The organism is Sulfitobacter sp. EE-36, from assembly GCF_000152605.1.
Taxonomy (GTDB): Bacteria; Pseudomonadota; Alphaproteobacteria; order Rhodobacterales; family Rhodobacteraceae; genus Sulfitobacter; species Sulfitobacter pontiacus.
The window spans coordinates 2,840,589-2,861,708 of the sequence record NZ_CH959310.1 but is presented as its reverse complement, the minus strand read 5'-3'; the positions used below and the strand labels follow the sequence as shown (position 1 = coordinate 2,861,708).

Here is a 21,120-nt window from a genome sequence, read left to right as displayed (position 1 = left end):
ATGTCAGATCCACTTGCAATCATTGGCGGGGCGGGTGCCGGTCTTGCCAGCCACGCCCTGCACAGAATGGGCTCTATACGGATGAAGAAGCCAGCCGATATTGCCAGAACCTATCTGGCGCTGACAGATCAACCTCGGTCCACCTGGACGCATGGGCTGGACCTCAGGCCGATGGGAGGGGCGTTCTGATGCAGACCGATATTCTGATTGTGGGCGGTGGTCTGTCGGGTCTTGCGCTAGCCGACCATCTGGCCCGCCAAGGCCGCGATTTCTTGCTGGTTGAAGCGCAGGACCGCCTTGGCGGGCGTATCCTGACCAAAGAATTTTCGGGCGGTGCCTTCGACCTTGGGCCTGCGTGGTTCTGGCCGGGCCAGCCGCGCATGGCAGCTCTCGCGGAACGTTTTCAGATCCCGGTGTTCGGGCAGTTCTCGACGGGTGACTTGGTCTATCAAGAGCAAAACGGCACCGTGCAGCGCGGGCGCGGCTATGCCTCTATGGAGGGGGCCTACCGCTTGGCCGGTGGGATCGGCTCTGTGGTCGATGCTTTGGCCAAAGGGTTGGATCCGGCGAAGATCATGACCAGCACGCGACTGACGTCGGTCGACCATTCGGCGGGCAACATCACGGCGCAGGTTGATCAAAACGGCACAGCGCAGATCATCAAGGCCAACTGGATCGTGATGGCCATGCCGCCTCGGGTCATTGCCGATACCGTCTCCTTTGACCCCGCTCTGGATGCGGCCCAAACGCAGGCTTTGCAAAACCTGCCGACCTGGATGGCCGGTCAGGCCAAGATCGTTGCGGTTTACGATCAGCCTCATTGGCGACATGCCGGGCTGTCCGGCGACGCCATGAGCCAGCAAGGGCCGATGGTCGAAATCCACGATGCTTCGCCAAGGCTGGGCGGTCCCTATGCGCTCTTCGGTTTTGTCGGGGTTCCTGCGGATGCGCGTGCCCAGCACAAAGATGAGATGATGCGCCTTGCGGTGACGCAGCTGACGACGATGTTCGGACCGGAAATGGCCGACCCGATGCACCTTGTTTTGCAAGACTGGGCGACCATTCCCCACATCGCGCGCCCACAGGACCGACAACCGGTTCGAAGCCATCCCCGCTATGGTTTGCCGTCCAACCTGCATGCCCTGTCAGCACGCGGGATGATATTTGCGTCGACCGAAACCGCCCCGGAATTCGGAGGCTTTCTTGAGGGCGCATTAGAGGCGGCCGAACATGCGGCCAGCACGCTGGCGCTGCACGACCCCATGCAGACCTGATCACCACCCGCCCGCAGGGGTTTGGGCATCCAATAGAAAAATGAAAACACGCCGCGCCAAGCCAATCCAACGGGCATGGTGGCCATACGGATGATATATGATGACTCGGACAATAGACACGACTGAAACCGCCGGGTTCGGCCGCAACCTGACGGTGCTGATCCTCGCCCAATCTTTAGGGGCTGCCAGCGGACCGATTGTGATCTCGCTGGGGGGATTGGTTGGTCAGGATCTCGCGACTGACCCCGCTTTGGCGACCCTTCCGGTCAGCATCTATAATCTTGGGCTTGCCCTTGGAACGGTGCCTGCCGCTTGGATCATGCGACAATATGGGCGGCGCAGCGGTTATCTTCTGGGCGCGATGATCGGCGTGTTGTCGGGATTGGTCGCCGCTGGTGCGATATCCTTTGGGGCGTTCATATTCTTCTGTTTGGGCACGTTTCTGGCGGGGCTCTATGCGTCCTATGTACAGTCTTACCGTTTCGCAGCTGCCGACGGGCGCGAAGGGGCAGACAGGGGGCGCGCCATTTCATGGGTCATGGTCGGCGGGCTGATCGCTGCCATTATCGGCCCGCAACTGGTCATTGCCACGCGCGACGCTGTGCCGGGGGTGCCCTTTGCGGGGAGTTTCCTGAGCCAAGCGGCGCGGCGCGTATAGGGCGGTGACAATACTGTCTCAAAAACTGCAACGTACCGCCAACCTCAAGGAAGAACTTAACATGCCTAATGTGCAAGTTCTTATAACTGTGACGCTTGTTGGGGGTGGCGGCACGTTGATTGTCGACGCGGTTAAAAGGCTTGCGGCTCGGTTCTTGGCAAAAATGCCAACGCATAGCTTTGGCCTTTCATTGCTGTGCTCGCACGGCATTTATTGTATCAAAACATCCCGTTGTCGTTGTTACTTTGTACAGGCATTTCCTGAAGCACGTCCCAATGCTCGACGATCTTGCCTTGATCATCGAGACGGAAAATGTCCATCCCTGCATAATCGGGACCGTTGGGCCATAGCTGATGGCAATGCAGGATCACATGATTGCCGTCCACGAATGACCGCTTGACCTCGACATGTTTGCCCGGATGTTCGCGTGCCATCCGTTCGAAATAGTCAACGAAGGCCGCCTTGCCGTCCGCCACATGGGGATTGTGCTGAATGTATTGCGCTCCGGCGTAGCGCGCGATGGCGTCGGCGGGGCGGCAATCATTGAACATCATTTCGTAAAAGGCGATGACGTTGGCCTTGTCGGTTTTTGGATCACGCATGGTCTTCCTTTCTGAATTTACCGATAGTGTGGCGCATGTCTGCATTGGGGAAGCTGCATTGCGGGGTCGCTTCCATGCGACGATGACAGCTTTGGGTCGATGGTGTCGGGCCAGGAGCGCTGCCCCCGCCGCCTATGGCGGCTCCCCCGGGATTTAGGGCCATTTGGAAATTAGTGTTTCTGAGCGATATCTGCGGCGCAGGCCATGGCAGAGGACCAGGCCCATTGGAAGTTGTAGCCACCCAGCCATCCGGTCACGTCGACGGCCTCGCCGATGAAGTAGAGACCGGGGCGTGTCTTGGTCTCTAGTGTTTTGGAGGACAGTGCGTCGGTGTCGATCCCGCCGAGGGTGACTTCGGCGGTGCGGTAGCCTTCGGTGCCAGAAGGGGTCATCACCCAATGCGACAGCCTGTCGATCAGGGTGCTAAGTTTTGCATCCGACCAATCGGCGAGGTTGCCGCCAAGGTCCATGATCCCCGCAAGATGATCCACCAGCCGCGCGGGCAGGTGGTGGGAAAGCTCTGTCGTCAGGTTGCGGCGGCCATAGGTCTGGCGTTGGCTACGTAGCTTGGTCAGCAGATCACTGTCTGGCAGCAGGTTCACCGTGATCGGCGCGCCTTCGGTCCAGTAGCTTGAAGCTTGCAGCACGGCAGGGCCGGAGAGGCCACGGTGGGTGAACAGCAGGGCTTCGTCAAAGGCGGGGCCTTGGACAGTAACCCGCGCGGGCGTCGCGGTGCCGGATATGGGCGCGAAACGGGCGTCGGTAAAGGTGAAGGGCACCAGCCCCGCCCGTGTGTCGGTGACGGGGATACCCATCTGCGCGGCGATCTCATAGGCGCGCCCCGTCGCCCCCATCTTGGGGATGGATTTCCCGCCAGAGGCAACGACAAAGTTGCGCGCGGTGATTGGCGTGGTGCCGTCGGGCGTGTGCAAGGTCATGCTATATCCGGCATCACGCGCGGCGATATCTGTCAGCGTGCTGTGCAGCCGCAGATCGACACCGGCTTTTTGCATCAGGCCGCGCAGCATGGCGACGATCTCTTTGGCGGAAGTGTCGCAGAAGAGCTGGCCGAGGGTCTTTTCGTGCCACGCGATCCCATGTGCGTCTACCAGTTCGATGAAATCCCACTGGGTATAACGTGCCAGCGCCGATTTGGCGAAATGGGGGTTGGCGCAGATGAAGGCATCGGGCGTGCAGTGCATATTGGTGAAATTGCAGCGCCCGCCGCCCGAAATGCGGATTTTCTCGCCCGGTGCTTTGGCGTGATCCACGACCAGCACCGATCCGCCTGCGTGGGCGGCGCACATCATGCCTGCGGCCCCTGCGCCTAAAATTACCGTGTCATATTGCATGGCCCCGCCATAGCCCCCGCCACGCAAGCCGGTCAAGTGGCCGTGAGCGGGGTGGTAACCCGGCGCATGAAGACTAACTCCGTGAGTGACGAAGCAATTAAAGGAGAGACCCGATGAACGTATTGGACGCAGGTAACGCATTCCCGAAACTGACCGTGGCAGAGCTGCAAGGTGGCATGCTGACCCTTGGCACCCCACGGGGCGATCATGATTGGCAGCTGGTGGTCGTCTATCGCGGTCTGCATTGCCCGATCTGCAAAAAATACCTGTCGACGCTGGACGGGCTGGTCGCGGATTTCAACAAGGCAGGTGTGGACGTTGTTGCCGTATCGGGTGACCCGAAAGACAAGGCGCGCGAGATGGCGCAAGAGCAGGATCTGTCCCTGACGATCGGCTATGACATGAGCATCGCACAGATGCGCGAACTGGGGCTATATGTCTCTGACCCGCGCAGCCCGCAAGAAACCGATCAGCCCTTCGCAGAGCCCGGCGTCTTTGTGGTGAATGGCGACGGCAATATCCAGATCCTCGACATCTCGAACGCGCCCTTCGCGCGGCCTGATCTGGAGGGGCTGCTGAACGGGATCAAGTTTGTGCGTGACAACGACTATCCGATCCGCGGCACGCACGCGGGGGCATAGGCAGCTTTGCGCGGGGCTGGTTAAAACACACTAGCCCCGCGTGACCTTTCGCGCTACACTGCAAGCTAGACCCCGAAAAGGGGCGGAACGAGGCAGTGTAAGGCAGGTCCCATGACAGAAATGGTCTATGGCGCGGTTCCCGTTCGGGATGGCGAACCGATTCTTCCCAAATGGTGGCGTACGATCGACAAATGGGCGATGTCCTGCATCCTCCTGCTGTTCGCCGTGGGCATGTTGCTGGGGCTGGCGGCCTCCCCGCCCTTGGCCGCGAAAAACGGCTTTGACTCTTTTCATTATGTGCAGCGACAGGCTGTTTTCGGTGTGCTTGCCGTGATTGCCATGGTGCTGACGTCGATGATGACGCCCGTGATGGTGCGGCGTCTGGCGATCGTCGGCTTTCTGGTGTCCTTTGTGGCGTTGGCCTTGCTGCCGTTCTTTGGCACCGACTTTGGCAAAGGCGCTGTGCGCTGGTACTCCATGGGCTTTGCGTCCTTCCAGCCCTCAGAGTTCCTCAAGCCCGGTTTTGTCGTTGTGGCGGCGTGGATGATGGCGGCCGCGCTCGAGATCAACGGCCCTCCGGGCAAAACGTGGTCCTTTGCGCTGTGTATTTCCATCGTGCTGATGCTGGCGTTGCAGCCCGACTTTGGTCAGGCCTGTCTGGTCCTGTTCGGCTGGGGGGTCATGTATTTCGTAGCCGGTGCGCCGCTGGTGCTACTGGTGGGCATGGCCGGGCTGGTCGTCTTGGCGGGGACTTTTGCCTATTCCAACTCCGAACACTTTGCCCGGCGGATTGATGGGTTCCTGTCGCCCGACATCGATCCGCGCACGCAGCTTGGCTATGCCACCGATGCGATCCGCGAAGGCGGTCTGTTCGGTGTCGGCGTAGGCGAGGGGCAGGTGAAATGGTCGCTGCCCGATGCGCATACCGATTTCATCATCGCCGTTGCTGCCGAAGAATACGGCCTGATCCTCGTGATGTGTGTGATCGCGCTTTACGCCGTGATCGTGGTGCGGTCGCTGCTGCGTCTGGTGCGCGAGCGTGATCCCTTTATCCGTCTGGCCGGCACCGGGCTGGCCTGCATGTTCGGCGTGCAGGCGATGATCAACATGGGCGTGGCTGTGCGGCTGCTGCCCGCCAAGGGTATGACGCTGCCTTTCGTTAGCTACGGCGGGTCGTCGGTGATTGCCTCTGGCATCGCCGTGGGCATGTTGCTGGCGTTTACCCGGACCCGACCACAGGGCCAGATCTCTGATCTATTGGGCCGGAGCCGTGCCCGATGACGGCGCCGCTGCTGGTTATCGCCGCAGGGGGGACAGGAGGGCATATGTTTCCCGCCCAAGCGCTTGCCGAAGTCATGCTGGCGCGGGGCTGGCGGGTAAAGCTGTCCACCGACGCGCGGGGGGCGCGCTATACCGGCGGTTTCCCCGAGGCGGTCGAGATTCAGCAGGTCAGCAGCGCCACTTTCGCGCGCGGCGGTCTGGTGGCCAAGGCCATCGCGCCGTTTCGTATTCTGGGCGGTGTGCTTGGCGGCATTTCCGGTATGCTGCGCGACAAGCCTGATGTGGTTGTCGGCTTTGGCGGGTATCCATCGATCCCCGCGCTGACAGCGGCCTGGGTGCTGCGCAAGCCCCGGATGATCCACGAACAAAACGGCGTGCTCGGGCGGGTCAATGATCTGTTTTCCAAACATGTCGATGCCGTGGCTTGCGGCACATGGCCGACCACATTGCCCGATGGTGTCAGCGCCGAACACACCGGCAATCCGGTGCGTGCCGCGGTGTTGGAGCGTGCGGGCGCGGGCTATATCGCGCCGGGTGACTACCCGATGGAGCTGTTAGTGATGGGCGGCAGCCAGGGCGCGCGCATCTTGAGCGAGGTGATCCCCCCCGCCATCGCCGATCTGCCGATGGAACTGCTGCGCAATATCCGCGTCAGCCATCAGGCGCGGGACGAGGATGGCCAGCGGGTCGCGACCTTTTACGCCGAGAACGGGATCAATGCCGATGTGCAGCCGTTTTTCCACGATGTGCCGCGGCGCATGTCCGAAGCCCAGCTGGTGATCAGCCGCGCTGGCGCGTCGAGCGTTGCCGATATCTCTATCATCGGGCGGCCCTCGATCCTGATCCCCTTTGCGGCGGCGACGGGCGACCATCAGACAGCCAATGCGCGTGGACTGGTGGACGCCGGTGCCGCGATCATGGTGCCCGAAAACATGGCCAACCCCGACAGTCTGCGGGCTCAGATCGAAATGGTGCTGACCCATGCAGAGGGCGCGCAGCAGATGGCGCGTGCCGCCCTGTCTGTCGCCAAGCCGGACGCCGCAGAAGAACTCGCCCAGATGGTGGAAACCCTGGCAACCGAAGGAAAGAAACGATGAACGCAGCCACGAAACTTCCCACCGATGTGGGCCCGATCCATTTCGTGGGTATTGGCGGTATCGGCATGTCCGGCATTGCCGAAGTGTTGTTGAACCACGGTTACCGCGTGCAGGGGTCGGACCTGAAATCGACCAAGATCACCGACCGTCTGGTGGACCTTGGCGCGACGGTGTTCGAAGGGCAAGAGGCCGCGAATATCGAAGGGGCCGCCGTGGTCGTGATCTCTTCCGCGATCAAGCCGGGCAACCCTGAACTGGATGCCGCACGGGTGGCGGGCCTTCCCATCGTGCGCCGCGCCGAGATGCTGGCAGAGCTGATGCGCTTGAAATCCAACATTGCGGTGGCGGGAACCCACGGCAAGACCACCACAACGACGATGGTGGCCGAACTGCTGGTCAACGGCGGGATCGATCCGACGGTTGTGAACGGCGGGATCATCCATGCTTACGGGTCGAACGCACGGATGGGGCAGGGCGAATGGATGGTGGTCGAGGCGGATGAATCCGACGGCACCTTCAACCGTCTGCCCGCGACCATTGCCATCGTGACCAATATCGACCCCGAGCATATGGAGCATTGGGGCGACTTCGATACCCTGCGCAAAGGGTTTCTGGATTTCGTCTCGAACATTCCTTTCTACGGGCTGGCGGTCTGCTGCATCGACCACCCCGAGGTGCAGGCCTTGGTCGGCAAGATCACCGACCGCCGTGTCATGACCTATGGCTTTAACACCCAGGCCGACGTGCGCGCGGTCAACCTGCACTACAAGGCGGGCGTGGCGCATTTCGATATCATGTTCCAGACCGAAGGCATCACGATCAAGGATTGCAGCCTGCCGATGCCCGGAGATCACAACGTGTCAAACGCGATGGCGGCGGTCGCCGTGTCGCGCCACCTTGGGATGAAAACCGAAGAAATCCGTGCCGCTCTTGCCGGGTTCGGCGGCGTGAACCGTCGCTTTACCAAAGTGGGCGAAGTGGATGGCGTGACGATCATCGACGACTACGGTCACCACCCGGTCGAGATTACCGCCGTGCTGAAAGCCGCACGTCAGGCCACCGAAGGGCGCGTGATCGCGGTCCACCAGCCCCACCGCTACAGCCGCTTGCACCACCATTTCGAGGAATTCTGCGCCTGCTTCAACGATGCCGATGTCGTTGGCATCGCCGAGGTCTATGCCGCGGGCGAGGCCCCGATCGAGGGGGCAGGGCGCGATGATCTGGTCGCAGGCTTGATCCGTCATGGTCACCGCCACGCCCGCGCCGTCCAAAGCGAGGATGATCTGGCGCGACTGGTCCGCGAACAGGCAGGGCCGGGGGATATGGTTGTCTGCCTTGGGGCAGGGACAATCAGCACCTGGGCCAACGCCTTGCCTGCCGCGCTTGAAGCCTTGAAGAAGGAAGCCGTCTGAATGGCGCGGACCCCATCATACGGGGGCCGGTCATGACCTTGCTTTGGGCTTGCATCCTGTGGGTCTTTTGCTCGGCCACGGTGGCGACGCTGCCCATGCGTCTGCAATATATTCCCGGTGTGATCCTGCTGATTGCCGCACCGGTGCTGATCATCCTGATCGGTCTTCAGGTGGGCTGGCTCTATAGCCTGCTTGCTCTTGCTGCCTTTGTGTCCATGTTCCGCAATCCCTTGCGCTTTTTGCTGGCCAAGCTGCGCGGACAAAACCCGGAGGTTCCAAAATGAGTATATCACTGGTTCTTGCCTGTTTTTGGGCGGTCGTTGCCAATGTGTTGGCGATGACGCCCAGTTCTGACCAGCATTGGCGCAGCGCCTATGTGCTGATTGCCGTCGGCATCCCCGTTCTGGGGTTTGTCACCATGCAGCATGGCCCTTGGGTCGGGATGCTGGTGTTTGCGGGCGGGTGTTCGGTGTTGCGCTGGCCGGTGATCTATCTGATGCGCTGGCTGCGCGGCGCTGCTGTGCGGGATGCCGCAAAGTGAACCTGACGCTGGTGATCCTGATCGGCATCCTCGTGGTGTGGATGCTTGCCGCGGGCTGGTGCGGTCTGATGCGCCGGTATGGCGGCTTTGTGCTGGTCCTGCTGGCGGGGCTCGCGCTGAACTGGGCGTGGATGATCTGGGGCCTTGGCGCGAAACCGCTGGAGCGTCCGGTGTTCATGGCGCAAGCCGCCGCCACGGGCTATGCGGTCTGCGCGTTTCTTGCAGGATGGCTGGCCGGCCGTATCACGCGCGAGCTGCGGGCGAACCGACCTGATTGATTGGGCGTTTTTTGGCGCGCTTCGGGCGCATGTGGAAAATTGACCTCCCTCCCAAAGCGGGCTAGGCGATGGGCATGACAGATATTTCCTTTCCCGATATGCGCGGTAAGCTGACGCAAAACCGCCCCTTGGCTGATCTGACCTGGCTGCGCGTGGGCGGCCCTGCTGACTATTTCTACCAGCCTGCCGATGCGGATGATCTGGCAGCTTTCATGACGGCGCTGCCCGCCGATGTCGTGGTCATGCCGATGGGGGTCGGGTCGAATGTGATCGTGCGCGACGGCGGCTTGCGGGCTGTGGTGATCCGGCTGGGGCGCGGGTTCAACACCATCAGTTGCGAGGATGGAATCGTCACCGCAGGTGCCGCGGCGCTGGACGCCCATGTCGCGCGCAAGGCAGCGGACGCGGGGCTGGACCTGACCTTCTTGCGCACAATCCCGGGTAGTATTGGCGGCGCGGTACGGATGAACGCGGGCTGCTATGGTGCCTATACTGCTGATTATTTCATCAGCGCAGACGCGATCACCCGCACGGGCGAAAAGGTCACGCTTGGGCCGGAGGATCTGCAATTTGCCTATCGCCAGACTGCCTTGCCAGACGGATATGTCATCACTGCTGCCCGTTTCGCGCCCCCCAAAGGCGAGGCCGAGGCGTTGCACGCGCGGATGGAGGACCAGCTACGCAAACGGGACGAAACCCAACCCACCAAGGACCGCAGCGCGGGGTCGACGTTCCGCAATCCGGCGGGGTTTTCCAGCACGGGGCAGGCGGATGACCGCCATGATCTGAAGGCGTGGAAGGTCATTGACGACGCCGGTTTGCGCGGTGCCACCTTGGGTGGCGCGCAGATGAGCCCGAAACACCCCAACTTCCTGATCAATACGGGGTCCGCGACGGCAGCAGACCTTGAAGCATTGGGTGAAATGGTGCGAAAAAAGGTTTACGATTCCAGCGGGATTACGCTAGAGTGGGAAATTATGCGGATCGGCGAAAAATAAACGTTCGAGCGTCATGATTTAGGGCCGCCAAAAGGCCCGGAACAGAATGAATAAGGGTCGCAACAGGCCCGTTTAAAAAGGCAGATTGAGTGGGATTGTCGAGCAGGACACCCCCGAGAGTTGCAGTATTGTTGGGTGGCCCCTCGGCGGAACGCGAGGTGTCTCTGTCAACAGGGCGCGCCTGCGCAGCGGCTTTGCGGGACCGGAGTTTCGAAGTCATCGAGGTCGATTGCGGCCCCGACCTTTGTGCCGATCTGGGCGCTGCTCAACCCGATGTCGTTCTGAATTGTCTGCATGGCCGCTGGGGTGAAGACGGCTGCGTTCAGGGATTGCTGGAATGGATGGGCCTGCCCTACACACACTCCGGCGTGCTGGCCTCTGCCCTTGCGATGGACAAGCAGCGCAGCAAAGAAGTTTTTCGTGCCGCGGGTTTGCCTGTTGTGGAAAGCTTGATCGTGTCGGCGGCGACGGTGCGGGGATCCCATGTGATGGACCCGCCCTATGTGGTCAAGCCGAACAACGAAGGGTCATCCGTCGGTGTTTACCTTGTCGAGATCGAAAACAACGGCCCGCCACAGTTGGATGATGCCATGCCCGCCGAGGTCATGGTCGAGAAATTTATCCCCGGTCGCGAACTGACCACCACCGTGATGGGCGAACGTGCGCTGACCGTGACCGACATCCACACGACGGGCTGGTATGATTACGACGCCAAATACAAGGCGGGCGGGTCGACCCATGTGGTCCCTGCCGATATCCCGCACGAGATTTTTGAGCTCTGCATGGATTACGCCCTGCGGGCGCATAACGCGCTTGGCTGTCGCGGTGTCAGCCGCACGGATTTCCGGTGGGATGAAAGCAAGGGGGCAGCGGGGCTGTTCCTGCTGGAAACCAACACCCAGCCCGGCATGACCCCCACGTCGCTGTCGCCCGAGCAGGCGCAGGCGGTTGGCATTTCCTTTGGCGAGCTCTGCGCCTGGATGGTCGAGGACGCGTCATGCAATCGTTGATCAAACGCGTCAAACCCGCCAAGCCGGCCAAGGCAGATCCCGCACCGTCACGTTGGGCATGGCGCATGCAGCGCTTGATGCTGACGCCGACGTTCCGTTTCGGGCTGCGCGTCGGGGTGCCGTTCTGCTTGGCCTTGGCAGCGGGGACAATCTATCTGTCGGACGAAGCACGGCGCGGCCAGTTGGCCGATGTCTATGCCAATGCCCGCACTAGCATCCAGCAGCGCCCCGAATTCATGGTCAAGCTGATGGCGATTGATGGTGTCGAAGGCGTTTTGGCCGCTGACGTGCGTGCCGCTGTGCCTGTCGAATTTCCAACCAGTTCCTTTGATCTTGATCTGCCTGCATTGCGGCAGGCGATCACCGATCTTCCCGGCGTCAAGCAGGCGTCGCTGCGGGTGAAGCCGGGCGGCGTGTTGCAGGTGTCGGTACAGCCACGGGTGCCGGTCGCCGTTTGGCGCAGCCAGGACGGGCTGCTGCTGATCGACGCCGAGGGAAGCCCCATCGGCCAGCTTGCATCGCGTGGCGATCGCACGGACCTGCCCTTGGTGGTAGGCGAGGCGGCGAACCAGCGCGTGAGCGAAGCGCTTGAATTGATCCGCACGGCGGCTCCGTTGGGGGAGCGGCTGCGCGGTTTGGTACGCATGGGAGAGCGGCGATGGGACGTCGTTCTTGACCGTGAACAGCGTATCTTGCTGCCCGAAACCCAGGCCGTTCAGGCGCTGGAGCGGGTGATCGCGCTGGAAGGCGCACAGGATGTGCTGGCCCGCGACGTCGCGCGGGTAGACATGCGGTTGGCCCAACGGCCCACTGTGCAAATGAACAAGGACGCCACACAAGAATTGTGGCGCATCAGGCAGATTTCGGGACAGTGAAAAGATGATGGACCTATACGATAGTCAGCGATCCATGCGCCACATGCGTAAGCTTGCGATGCAACGCGGCGTGGTGGCTATTCTGGATGTGGGCACGTCAAAGATCGCCTGCCTGGTGCTGCGGTTTGACGGCACGGGCCGCGTCTCTGAAGAGGGCGAGATCGGATCGCTCGCGGGGCAATCCGGTTTTCGCGTGATCGGGGCTGCGACCACGCGGTCGCGCGGGGTCCGCTTTGGCGAGATTTGCGCCATGCAGGAAACCGAACGCGCTGTGCGTACCGCGCTGCAGGCGGCACAGAAAATGGCGAACATCCGTGTGGATCACGTGATCGCCTGTTTCTCGGGGGCTGAACCGCGCAGTTACGGTCTGGATGCCGCGCTGGATCTGGAAGGGCAGGTCGTGTCCGAGCAGGATGTCGCGCAGGTTCTGGCCAATTGCGACGTGCCCGAATACGGCGAGGGCCGTGAAGTGCTGCATGCGCAGCCGGTGAACTTTGCACTGGATAACCGGTCGGGCCTGTCCGATCCGCGCGGCCAGTTGGGCAATACCCTGTCGGTCGATATGCATATGCTGACCGTGGACGCCGCGGCGGTTCAACACCTTGCCCATTGCATCAAACGCTGTGACCTCGAACTGGCGGGCGTTGCGTCTTCGGCCTATGTCTCGGGGATTTCATCGCTGGTCGAGGACGAACAGGAACTTGGTGCCGCCTGTATCGATCTTGGCGGCGGGTCGACCTCTGTTTCGATCTTCATTCGCAAACACATGATCTATGCCGACAGCGTGCGCATGGGCGGGGATCACATCACCTCTGACATCTCTATGGGGTTGCAGGTGCCGACGGCCAACGCTGAACGGATCAAGACCTTCTATGGCGGGGTGCATGCGACAGGCATGGACGATCGCGAGATGATCGATATCGGTGGAGATACCGGTGATTACGAACACGACCGTCGCACCGTGAGCCGCGCCGAGCTGATCGGCATCATGCGCCCCCGTGTCGAAGAAATTCTGGAAGAAGTCCGCGCCCGTCTGGATGCCGCGGGCTTTGACCACCTGCCAAGCCAGCAGATCGTGCTGACCGGCGGCGGCAGTCAGATTCCGGGCCTTGATGGTCTGGCAAGCAAGATTTTGGGCCAACAGGTCCGTTTGGGCCGCCCGCTGCGCGTGCATGGCCTGCCGCAAGCCGCAACCGGTCCGGGTTTCGCCTCTGCTGTAGGGTTGGCGCTGTTTGCCGCGCACCCGCAGGACGAGTGGTGGGACTTTGACATTCCCGCCGACCGCTACCCATCCCGGTCGTTGAAGCGCGCTGTCAAGTGGTTCCGCGACAACTGGTAACCCCCAGATGCGGTGCGCGCGTCGAAATCATGAGAAAACCGGCAAAAAAACGCCCATATAATGTGTCAAAACCGTGTTTTCTAGGTGACGCATGGGCGTTCTCCCTATACAATAAGGGGGATTGCACAAAAAATGCTCCGTAAGCGAGCTAAACAATACAGGCGGATGGCTCATGACCCTTAATCTTTCAATGCCCGGACAGGGCGACCTGAAACCCCGCATCACAGTGTTTGGTGTTGGCGGGGCAGGCGGCAACGCCGTGAACAACATGATCGAGAAAGAGCTCGACGGTGTTGATTTCGTGGTTGCCAACACAGACGCGCAAGCGTTGCAGCAAGCCAAAGCGGAAAGCCGTGTTCAGCTGGGCATCAAAGTGACCGAAGGTCTGGGTGCGGGCGCGCGGGCCTCTGTCGGTGCTGCCGCTGCCGAAGAAAGCATTGAACAGATTGTGGACCACCTGGCCGGCGCGCACATGTGCTTTATCACCGCCGGTATGGGCGGGGGTACCGGGACAGGGGCCGCGCCGATCATCGCGCAGGCTGCACGTGAACTGGGCGTTCTGACCGTTGGTGTCGTGACCAAGCCGTTCCAGTTTGAGGGCATCAAGCGGATGCGTCAGGCTGAAGACGGTATCGAGGCGCTGCAAAAGGTCGTCGATACACTGATCATCATTCCCAACCAGAACCTGTTCCGTCTGGCGAATGAAAAAACCACCTTTACCGAAGCATTCTCCATGGCGGATGACGTGCTGTACCAAGGTGTCAAAGGCGTCACGGACCTGATGGTCCGTCCCGGCCTGATCAACCTCGACTTTGCGGACGTGCGCGCCGTGATGGACGAGATGGGCAAAGCGATGATGGGCACCGGCGAGGCAGAGGGCGAAGATCGCGCCATCCAGGCCGCCGAGAAGGCCATCGCGAACCCGCTGCTGGACGAAATCAGCCTGCGCGGTGCCAAGGGCGTTCTGATCAACATCACCGGCGGTCACGACCTGACCCTGTTCGAACTGGACGAAGCGGCGAACCGTATCCGCGAAGAAGTCGACCCAGACGCGAACATCATCGTGGGGTCCACGCTCGACACCGAACTGGGTGGCGTCATGCGCGTGAGCGTTGTTGCCACTGGGATCGATGCGGTTGACGTCAACACAGAGATGCCCGTGCCGCGCCGCTCCATGTCGCAGCCATTGCCTGCCAAAGCGCCAGAGGTTGAACAAGCCCCCGCCGCCGAAGCACCTGCACCTGTTGCCGCACAGGCCGAGTACGAAGAAGAGCCACAGCAGCAGCTGTTCAAGGAAGAACCCGCGGTCAACCACGGCGGTTTCTCTGACACATCCTATGAAGACGAAGCGTCGGACGCAGATGATCTGCCGCCCCCCGCCTACCGTCCCGAGGTTGCGTCCTTCCAGCCGCGCCGCGAAGAGGTGAATGTCGACGCGCAAGAGCAAGAGGCGTTTGTTGCGCCACGCGCCCCTGCACCCGGCACCCCATCGCCCGAAGCACTGGCCCGTCTGCGCGCCGCCGCGCAAAAAGCGTCGCCAAGCCAGCAGCAACAGCGTCAGCCACAAGCGCAGCCGCAGCAGCAGCGTCAACAACCCGCCGCCGAGCAGGGCGAGAAGCGCTTTGGCATCAACTCGTTGATCAACCGCATGACCGGTCACGGTGAGGCGGAAACACAGCAGCAGCGTCCCGCACGTCAGCAGCCGCCGGTTCAGACCCGCGCGACCTCTGCCGCGCCACAGCCGCGCGACGTTCAGGACGAAGATCAAGAGCGGATCGAAATCCCCGCCTTCCTGCGTCGTCAGGCGAACTAAGCTTACCTAAGACGTCCTCGTAAACGTCCGAAAGGCCACCCTTAGGGGTGGTCTTTTCCGTTAGCGCCACAACTTTAAGCGTGCTGCGGTGCAGCAATTGGGGGGTGCGGGTCGATAACATTCGTTGAAATATTGCTGTTATATGTTCACGCTTGGCCGTCATTTCAGGGCTGATCGGGAGCCTGAAATGTATATATAACAATGTCTTATTGGGGGTATGCGCACGTTAACGCCCAATTGTGACAGTGATGTTTCAGACGGTAGCAATGATTGAATTGAGCATTAGGAACGGCCCCGTTAGGACAGAGTTCAACTTAGACAGATGATCTTTGGACAGTGAGTATTGACCGTGCAGACAACCATTAAGACAGCGATCAGCTTTAGCGGCACCGGCCTTCATTCCGGCCGTCCTGCAACTGTGACGATCCGTCCGGCTGGCGCGCATCACGGTATCTGGTTCTCGCGCAGTGACGTGGATGTTGGCGATCGCCTGATTCCCGCCCGCTGGGACGCGGTGAATCGCTCGCCTCTCTGCACCAAGCTTGAAAATGCGGCGGGTCTGCAAATCTCTACTGTTGAACACCTGATGGCCGCACTGGCCGGCTGTGGCATCCACAACGCGCTGGTCGAGATTGACGGCCCCGAAGTGCCAATCCTCGACGGCTCTGCCGCGCCCTTCGTGCGTGGTATCATGCAGCGCGGCGTTCGCGTGCTGGCGGCCCCTGTGCGCGCTTTCGAAGTGCTGAAAACGGTCACCGTGACGGATGGCGAAGCCTCGGCCACCATCGCACCGGCAGACACCATGAAGATCGACTTTGTCATCGATTTCGCCGATGCCGCCATTGGCCATCAGGAAAAGTCGCTGGTCATGAACAACGGCAGCTTCGCCCGCGAACTTTGCGACAGCCGGACCTTCTGCCGTCAGGCGGATGTGGACGCGATGCAGGCGAATGGTCTGGCATTGGGCGGTCACGCTGGTGAAAATGCTGTCGTCTTCGACGGCGACCAAGTGCTGAGCCCCGGTGGTCTGCGCCACGCGGACGAACCCGTACGCCACAAGATGCTGGATGCTTTGGGTGATCTGGCGCTGGCCGGTGCACCGCTGATCGGGCATTACACCGGCGTGCGCGCCGGCCACAGCCTGACCAACACGCTGCTGCGGGCGCTGTTCGCGACCCCCGGTGCCGTGCGCATGGTTGAATGTGACGCGCAAATGGCGTCGCGTCTGCCCGGCTTTGGCCTTGAGTGGGACGAAATCCCCGCCGTTGCCTGAAAGCGGTAACGCGATGTCGCAGGGCAGGGCGTTAACGACGGTTGAAACTCCGGTGGGGCTTGGGTAATCCTTTGTTTACGATTTGGCCCGTCGACAGCCGCCCTTGCAGGGGACTGCCGAATGGTCGTTTTGTTGCGCGAAACCTTGTGCTAGTCACGGGCAAAGGCGTATCGTGAAACGTGACGCAGAGTTTAAAGCGAGGGTGAAACGCATGACGGGTACGATGTCGCGCAAGCGGGTGGTCGGTGCGGTGCTTTTGGCGGGCGTTCTTGGCGCGTGCGGTGGTGCTCAGGACACGGGTCGGACGACCAACAGCTTCTTCAACCCTCAGGAAATTCCGCTTGAAACATACTCGGCCGAGCAGATTTACGAGCGTGGCGAATTTGAACTGAACCGCAAGCGACCTGCCGAAGCCGCTGAGTATTTCTCCGAGATTGAACGCCTCTACCCCTATTCCGAATGGGCCAAGCGGGCGCTGATCATGCAGGCTTTTGCCTATCATCAGGATCAGGATTACCCCAACAGCCGCTCTGCCGCGCAGCGCTATATTGATTTCTTCCCCGATGATGATGACGCGTCCTATGCAAGCTACCTTCTCGCGCTAAGCTATTATGACCAGATCGACGAAGTTGGCCGCGACCAAGGGCTGACCTTTCAGGCGCTGCAAGCGCTGCGTCGCGTGATCGAGGATTATCCAGACAGCGAATATGCGCGGTCTTCCGTGCTGAAATTCGATCTGGCGTTTGACCATCTGGCGGGCAAGGAAATGGAAGTGGGGCGCTATTATCTGCGTCGCAAACACTATACCGCGTCGATCAACCGCTTCCGCGTCGTGGTCGAGGATTTCCAGACAACCACCCACACCGCCGAGGCGCTGCACCGTCTGGTAGAGGCCTATCTGTCGCTGGGTCTCACGGACGAGGCGCAGACCGCAGGTGCCATTCTGGGGCACAACTACCAGTCCACCGAATGGTACGAGGCAAGCTATAAGCTGCTGACCGGTCAGGGCCTTGAAATGAAGTCCTTCGGCGATAACTGGTTGACCGCGATCTACCGCCAAACGATCAAGGGCGAATGGATCTGACCCAAGCGCCTTTTGACGGCCCACACGGATAGTGACCCATGCTACGCGGCCTAGATATTTCGGATATGCTGATCATCGACCGGCTGGAACTTGCGTTTCAGCCGGGTTTGAACGTTCTGACCGGCGAAACCGGGGCGGGTAAATCGATCTTGCTCGATAGTCTCGGGTTCGTGCTGGGCTGGCGCGGGCGCGCCGATCTGGTGCGTCAGGGCGCGTCTCAGGGCGAGGTCACGGCATGGTTCGATCTGCCCGAAGGTCACGCCGCCCATGCGGTGCTGGAGGAGGCTGGCCTGCCCGGCGGGGGCGAGCTGATCTTGCGCCGTATCAACGGGTCTGACGGGCGCAAAACGGCTTGGGTCAATGACCGCCGCTGCTCGGGCGAGGTGCTGCGCGCGCTGTCGGAAACGCTGGTCGAATTGCACGGCCAGCATGATGACCGCGGGTTGCTTGACCCCAAGGGCCACCGCGCCATTCTGGATGAATTCGCCGGCACCGCCCCGCTGCGCGACAAGGTGCGGCAGGCGTGGTCTGCCTTGGCTGCGGCGCGCAAGGCTGCCAAACAGGCCGCCGTCGAACGCGAGGCCATTGCCGCCGAAGAAGAATACCTGCGCCACGCCGTGGCAGAGCTGGACAAGCTGGACCCGCAAGCGGGCGAGGAAGAACAGCTCGACGCGCGCCGTCGCCTGATGCAAAGCGCCGAAAAGATCCGCAGCGATGTGGTCAACGCCTACGAGATGATGGGGCAGGGCGGGGCAGAGACACAGCTGGGCGACGCCCTGCGCTGGCTCGACGGGGTGGCCCATAAAGCCGACGGCGCGCTAGAGGCCCCGATGGCTGCGCTCTCGCGTGCGATGGTCGAATTGGACGAGGCGATGGAAGGCGTGGTCGCCGCCATCGACACCATGTCGTTCAACCCGATCGAGCTGGAAGAAACGGAAGAGCGCCTCTTTGCGATCCGCGGCATGGCCCGCAAGCACGAGGTTCTGGCCGATGATCTGGCGGGCTTTGCCGATACGTTGCGCGGCAAGCTGGACGCGCTGGACGCAGGCGAGGCCGCACAGGCGGGCCTGGAAAAAGCCGTGCGCGACGCCCAAGCCGCCTATGATGCCGCGGCCGACGCCCTGACCGACGCGCGCCGCAAGAAAGCGGGCAAGCTGGACAACGCCGTCGCGGCAGAGCTTGCCCCGCTCAAGATGGAGCGCGCGGTTTTTGCCACGCAGATCACCGAGGAAACACCCGGACCGGAAGGCCGCGATGCGGTGTCCTTTACCGTGGCCACCAACCCCGGCGCGCCTGCGGGCCCACTTGGCAAGATCGCATCAGGCGGGGAGCTCAGCCGCTTTCTGCTCGCGCTTAAGGTCTGTCTGGCCAAGGGGCAAACCGGCCTGACGATGATCTTCGACGAAATCGACCGGGGTGTCGGCGGTGCGACGGCCGATGCGGTGGGGCGTCGTCTGGCGGCGCTGTCGCAGGGCGGGCAGGTGCTTGTTGTCACCCACTCCCCCCAGGTTGCCGCTTTGGGCGCGCATCACTGGCGCGTGTCCAAGGCCGTGTCCAAGGGCATGACCCTATCGACCGTCACGCCACTGTCCGCGCCAGAACGCGTGGACGAGGTCGCGCGGATGCTGGCAGGGGATACGATTACCGAGGCCGCACGCGCCGCCGCGCGCGAGCTTTTGGGCGAAGAATTCGCCAGCTAACGGCACAGTCTTGATTGCAGGGGTTTTAACGCAGGCGGCTCTGTCCTAGACATGGGTAAACCCTGACAGCAAAGCCGCCATGCCTTTGAAACCGCGCCCCTTTCTGAACCAGCAGTATGACACGTTGTGCAACCATGCGCGTTTGGGGTGGGATGTGTTGCGTGAAAAAGGGCCGGGCAAGGTCACATTCTGGTTCATCGCGCTTGCAATCGGCATCTCGGCAGGCTTTGCCGCGCTGTTTTTTCGTAAAGGGATCAACGCACTACAGGCGTTTCTTTATGGCACCGAAGATGTGCAGCACTTGCATAGCTTTATCGGCAGCCTTGACTGGTATTGGGTCGTTCTGATCCCCACCATTGGCGGGCTGACCGTGGGGCTGATCTTGCATAATTTCACCCGAGATGCCCGTGTGCGCAGCGTCGGGGATGTGATCCTTGGCGCGGCATTGCACGAAGGTCGGGTGGAAACACGGGCCGGTATTGCGTCGGCGCTGGCCTCGCTGATCACGCTGAGCACCGGCGGATCGTCAGGGCGAGAAGGGCCGGTGGTCCACCTTGCGGGCGTGATCTCGACCCTGGTGAGCCGCCGGATCAATGCCAGCGGTATTACCGGTCGTGACCTGCTGGGCTGCGCCGTTGCGGCGGCCGTCTCTGCCAGCTTCAATGCGCCGATCGCAGGCGCGCTTTTCGCGCTCGAGATCGTGTTGCGCCACTTTGCCGTGCACGCCTTTGCGCCCATCGTGATCGCGTCGGCCGCAGGCACTGTGATCAACCGGTTGGAATTCGGCGGCCTTACCGAATTTGCCCTGCCCACCGTGGGCGATATGTCCTTCTATGCCGAGCTGCCCGCCTTCCTGCTGCTGGGGTTGACCTGCGGTGTGGTGGCGGTCTTTCTGATGCGCGGTATCTTCTGGGCCGAGGATTTCGGCAACTTCATACAGGCCCGCAGCAAGCTGCCGCGTTACCTGCGCCCTGCCGTGGCAGGGGCAATCCTTGGCGTGATCGCGCTGTGGTTCCCGCATATCATCGGCGTCGGATACGAGACGACGACCCGCGCGCTAAGCGGTGATATGATCCTGCACGAAGCCGTTGTCTTTGCCGTGCTCAAGATCATCGCGGTGTCGATCACCCTTGGCGGGCGGATGGGCGGCGGGGTGTTTTCGCCCTCGCTGATGTTGGGGGCGCTGACGGGGCTGGCCTTCGGGTTGATCGCCACGGGCGTCTTTCCCACGATGTCGGGGGCCACATCGCTTTATGCGCTGGCGGGCATGGGCGCGGTGGCAGCTGCCGTGCTGGGGGCGCCGATCTCTACCACCTTGATTGTATTCGAACTGACCGGAGACTGGCAGACAGGTCTGGCGGTGATGGTCGCTGTGAGCATGTCGACCGCGCTTGCCTCGCGTCTGGTGCACCGCAGCTTTTTCCTGACGCAGATGGAACGCCGCGGTATCCACCTTGCCGCCGGTCCTCAGGCCTATCTGCTGGGCATGTTCATGGTGGGCCGCATCATGCGCCGCCCCGACGACCTGCGCGCTGCGAACGAAGAAACCTGCTGGGATCTGATCGGCGAGGGTACCTATATCGACGGCACCGCCACGCTAGAGGCCGCGATGCCGATTTTCGAGCAGACCGGCGCGGCGTTTATTCCCGTGGTCACGCTCAAGCCCGAATCGCCGCCCGAACTGCTGGGCGCGCTGTTCCATGTGGATGCGCTTAAGGCCTATAACCGCGCCCTGGCCGAGACAGCGGCCGAGGAACACTCCTGATTGTCGCTGTATTCGCGACAGTAGGTGCGGCAGGGATGAACTGTCCTAAATATTGAAGTGTGTCTGAAATGCGGCGGTAATTTGTCTTTCTTGCGTTCCTCAGCGTAAGCTACACTCTGGGTATAGC

Annotated in this window: 21 protein-coding genes; 19 read left to right on the top strand and 2 right to left on the bottom strand. The window is 61.5% G+C overall.

Annotation, left to right across the window (positions count from 1 at the left end; genetic code table 11):
* The 3 genes from EE36_RS16420 to EE36_RS16410 all read left to right on the top strand — a co-directional run bounded on the left by EE36_RS16420 (position 1) and on the right by EE36_RS16410 (position 1,932).
* Complete coding sequence (locus EE36_RS16420; RefSeq protein WP_254655598.1) at positions 1 to 189, top strand: hypothetical protein; 189 nt, start codon at positions 1 to 3, stop codon at positions 187 to 189.
* On the top strand, positions 189 to 1,274 hold the full coding sequence (locus tag EE36_RS16415; protein WP_005854140.1) for an FAD-dependent oxidoreductase: 1,086 nt from the start codon (positions 189 to 191) through the stop codon (positions 1,272 to 1,274). The genes EE36_RS16420 and EE36_RS16415 overlap by 1 nt, the downstream gene beginning before the upstream one ends.
* A gap of 100 nt (positions 1,275 to 1,374) precedes the next feature.
* A complete protein-coding gene (locus EE36_RS16410; RefSeq protein WP_005854138.1) occupies positions 1,375 to 1,932 on the top strand; it encodes an MFS transporter in 558 nt (185 codons plus the stop codon).
* A 218-nt stretch (positions 1,933 to 2,150) separates the two neighbouring features.
* Here EE36_RS16410 and EE36_RS16405 read toward each other — a convergent pair whose 3' ends face one another.
* A complete protein-coding gene (locus EE36_RS16405; protein ID WP_005854136.1) occupies positions 2,151 to 2,534 on the bottom strand; it encodes a nuclear transport factor 2 family protein in 384 nt (127 codons plus the stop codon).
* A 170-nt stretch (positions 2,535 to 2,704) separates the two neighbouring features.
* Positions 2,705 to 3,886, bottom strand: coding sequence for an NAD(P)/FAD-dependent oxidoreductase (locus EE36_RS16400; RefSeq protein ID WP_039912320.1), 1,182 nt, complete (start codon positions 3,884 to 3,886; stop codon positions 2,705 to 2,707).
* A 113-nt stretch (positions 3,887 to 3,999) separates the two neighbouring features.
* Between EE36_RS16400 and EE36_RS16395 the strand changes: the two genes are divergently transcribed.
* The 16 genes from EE36_RS16395 (at position 4,000) to EE36_RS16320 (ending at position 20,993) form a co-directional block, all read left to right on the top strand.
* The gene (locus tag EE36_RS16395) at positions 4,000 to 4,527 is read left to right on the top strand and encodes a redoxin domain-containing protein (RefSeq protein ID WP_005854133.1); all 528 of its coding nucleotides are present in this window, start codon (positions 4,000 to 4,002) and stop codon (positions 4,525 to 4,527) included.
* Positions 4,528 to 4,638: 111 nt separating this feature from the next.
* On the top strand, positions 4,639 to 5,808 hold the full coding sequence (gene ftsW, locus EE36_RS16390) for a putative lipid II flippase FtsW (RefSeq protein ID WP_005854131.1): 1,170 nt from the start codon (positions 4,639 to 4,641) through the stop codon (positions 5,806 to 5,808).
* Entirely contained in the window at positions 5,805 to 6,905 is a 1,101-nt protein-coding gene (locus EE36_RS16385) for a glycosyltransferase (protein WP_005854129.1), read from the top strand. The genes ftsW and EE36_RS16385 overlap by 4 nt, the downstream gene beginning before the upstream one ends.
* Positions 6,902 to 8,317: a UDP-N-acetylmuramate--L-alanine ligase gene (gene murC / locus EE36_RS16380; RefSeq protein ID WP_005854127.1), complete on the top strand. Its 1,416-nt coding sequence runs from the start codon at positions 6,902 to 6,904 to the stop codon at positions 8,315 to 8,317. The genes EE36_RS16385 and murC overlap by 4 nt, the downstream gene beginning before the upstream one ends.
* Before the next feature lie 32 nt (positions 8,318 to 8,349).
* On the top strand, positions 8,350 to 8,601 hold the full coding sequence (locus EE36_RS16375; RefSeq protein WP_005854125.1) for a DUF2484 family protein: 252 nt from the start codon (positions 8,350 to 8,352) through the stop codon (positions 8,599 to 8,601).
* The gene (locus EE36_RS16370) at positions 8,598 to 8,858 is read left to right on the top strand and encodes a DUF2484 family protein (RefSeq protein WP_005854123.1); all 261 of its coding nucleotides are present in this window, start codon (positions 8,598 to 8,600) and stop codon (positions 8,856 to 8,858) included. The genes EE36_RS16375 and EE36_RS16370 overlap by 4 nt, the downstream gene beginning before the upstream one ends.
* Positions 8,855 to 9,136 (top strand): hypothetical protein, encoded by a 282-nt coding sequence (locus EE36_RS16365; protein WP_005854121.1) that lies wholly within the window; start codon positions 8,855 to 8,857, stop codon positions 9,134 to 9,136. The genes EE36_RS16370 and EE36_RS16365 overlap by 4 nt, the downstream gene beginning before the upstream one ends.
* 74 nt (positions 9,137 to 9,210) lie before the next feature.
* On the top strand, positions 9,211 to 10,134 hold the full coding sequence (gene murB / locus EE36_RS16360; protein WP_198005496.1) for a UDP-N-acetylmuramate dehydrogenase: 924 nt from the start codon (positions 9,211 to 9,213) through the stop codon (positions 10,132 to 10,134).
* A gap of 89 nt (positions 10,135 to 10,223) precedes the next feature.
* The gene (locus EE36_RS16355) at positions 10,224 to 11,144 is read left to right on the top strand and encodes a D-alanine--D-alanine ligase (RefSeq protein ID WP_074634488.1); all 921 of its coding nucleotides are present in this window, start codon (positions 10,224 to 10,226) and stop codon (positions 11,142 to 11,144) included.
* Positions 11,132 to 12,019, top strand: coding sequence for a cell division protein FtsQ/DivIB (locus EE36_RS16350; protein ID WP_005854115.1), 888 nt, complete (start codon positions 11,132 to 11,134; stop codon positions 12,017 to 12,019). The genes EE36_RS16355 and EE36_RS16350 overlap by 13 nt, the downstream gene beginning before the upstream one ends.
* A gap of 4 nt (positions 12,020 to 12,023) precedes the next feature.
* Positions 12,024 to 13,358 carry a cell division protein FtsA gene (gene ftsA, locus EE36_RS16345; protein ID WP_037944512.1) on the top strand — a complete coding sequence of 445 codons (1,335 nt, stop codon included), beginning with the start codon at positions 12,024 to 12,026 and terminating at the stop codon, positions 13,356 to 13,358.
* A gap of 172 nt (positions 13,359 to 13,530) precedes the next feature.
* Positions 13,531 to 15,171: a cell division protein FtsZ gene (gene ftsZ / locus EE36_RS16340; RefSeq protein ID WP_005854110.1), complete on the top strand. Its 1,641-nt coding sequence runs from the start codon at positions 13,531 to 13,533 to the stop codon at positions 15,169 to 15,171.
* Between the two features lie 349 nt (positions 15,172 to 15,520).
* Positions 15,521 to 16,444 carry a UDP-3-O-acyl-N-acetylglucosamine deacetylase gene (lpxC, locus tag EE36_RS16335; protein WP_037964582.1) on the top strand — a complete coding sequence of 308 codons (924 nt, stop codon included), beginning with the start codon at positions 15,521 to 15,523 and terminating at the stop codon, positions 16,442 to 16,444.
* A 211-nt stretch (positions 16,445 to 16,655) separates the two neighbouring features.
* The gene (locus EE36_RS16330) at positions 16,656 to 17,528 is read left to right on the top strand and encodes an outer membrane protein assembly factor BamD (protein ID WP_005854107.1); all 873 of its coding nucleotides are present in this window, start codon (positions 16,656 to 16,658) and stop codon (positions 17,526 to 17,528) included.
* Between the two features lie 38 nt (positions 17,529 to 17,566).
* Positions 17,567 to 19,228: a DNA repair protein RecN gene (recN, locus tag EE36_RS16325; protein ID WP_005854105.1), complete on the top strand. Its 1,662-nt coding sequence runs from the start codon at positions 17,567 to 17,569 to the stop codon at positions 19,226 to 19,228.
* Positions 19,229 to 19,307: 79 nt separating this feature from the next.
* On the top strand, positions 19,308 to 20,993 hold the full coding sequence (locus tag EE36_RS16320; RefSeq protein WP_005854103.1) for a chloride channel protein: 1,686 nt from the start codon (positions 19,308 to 19,310) through the stop codon (positions 20,991 to 20,993).
* Positions 20,994 to 21,120: the final 127 nt, after the last annotated feature.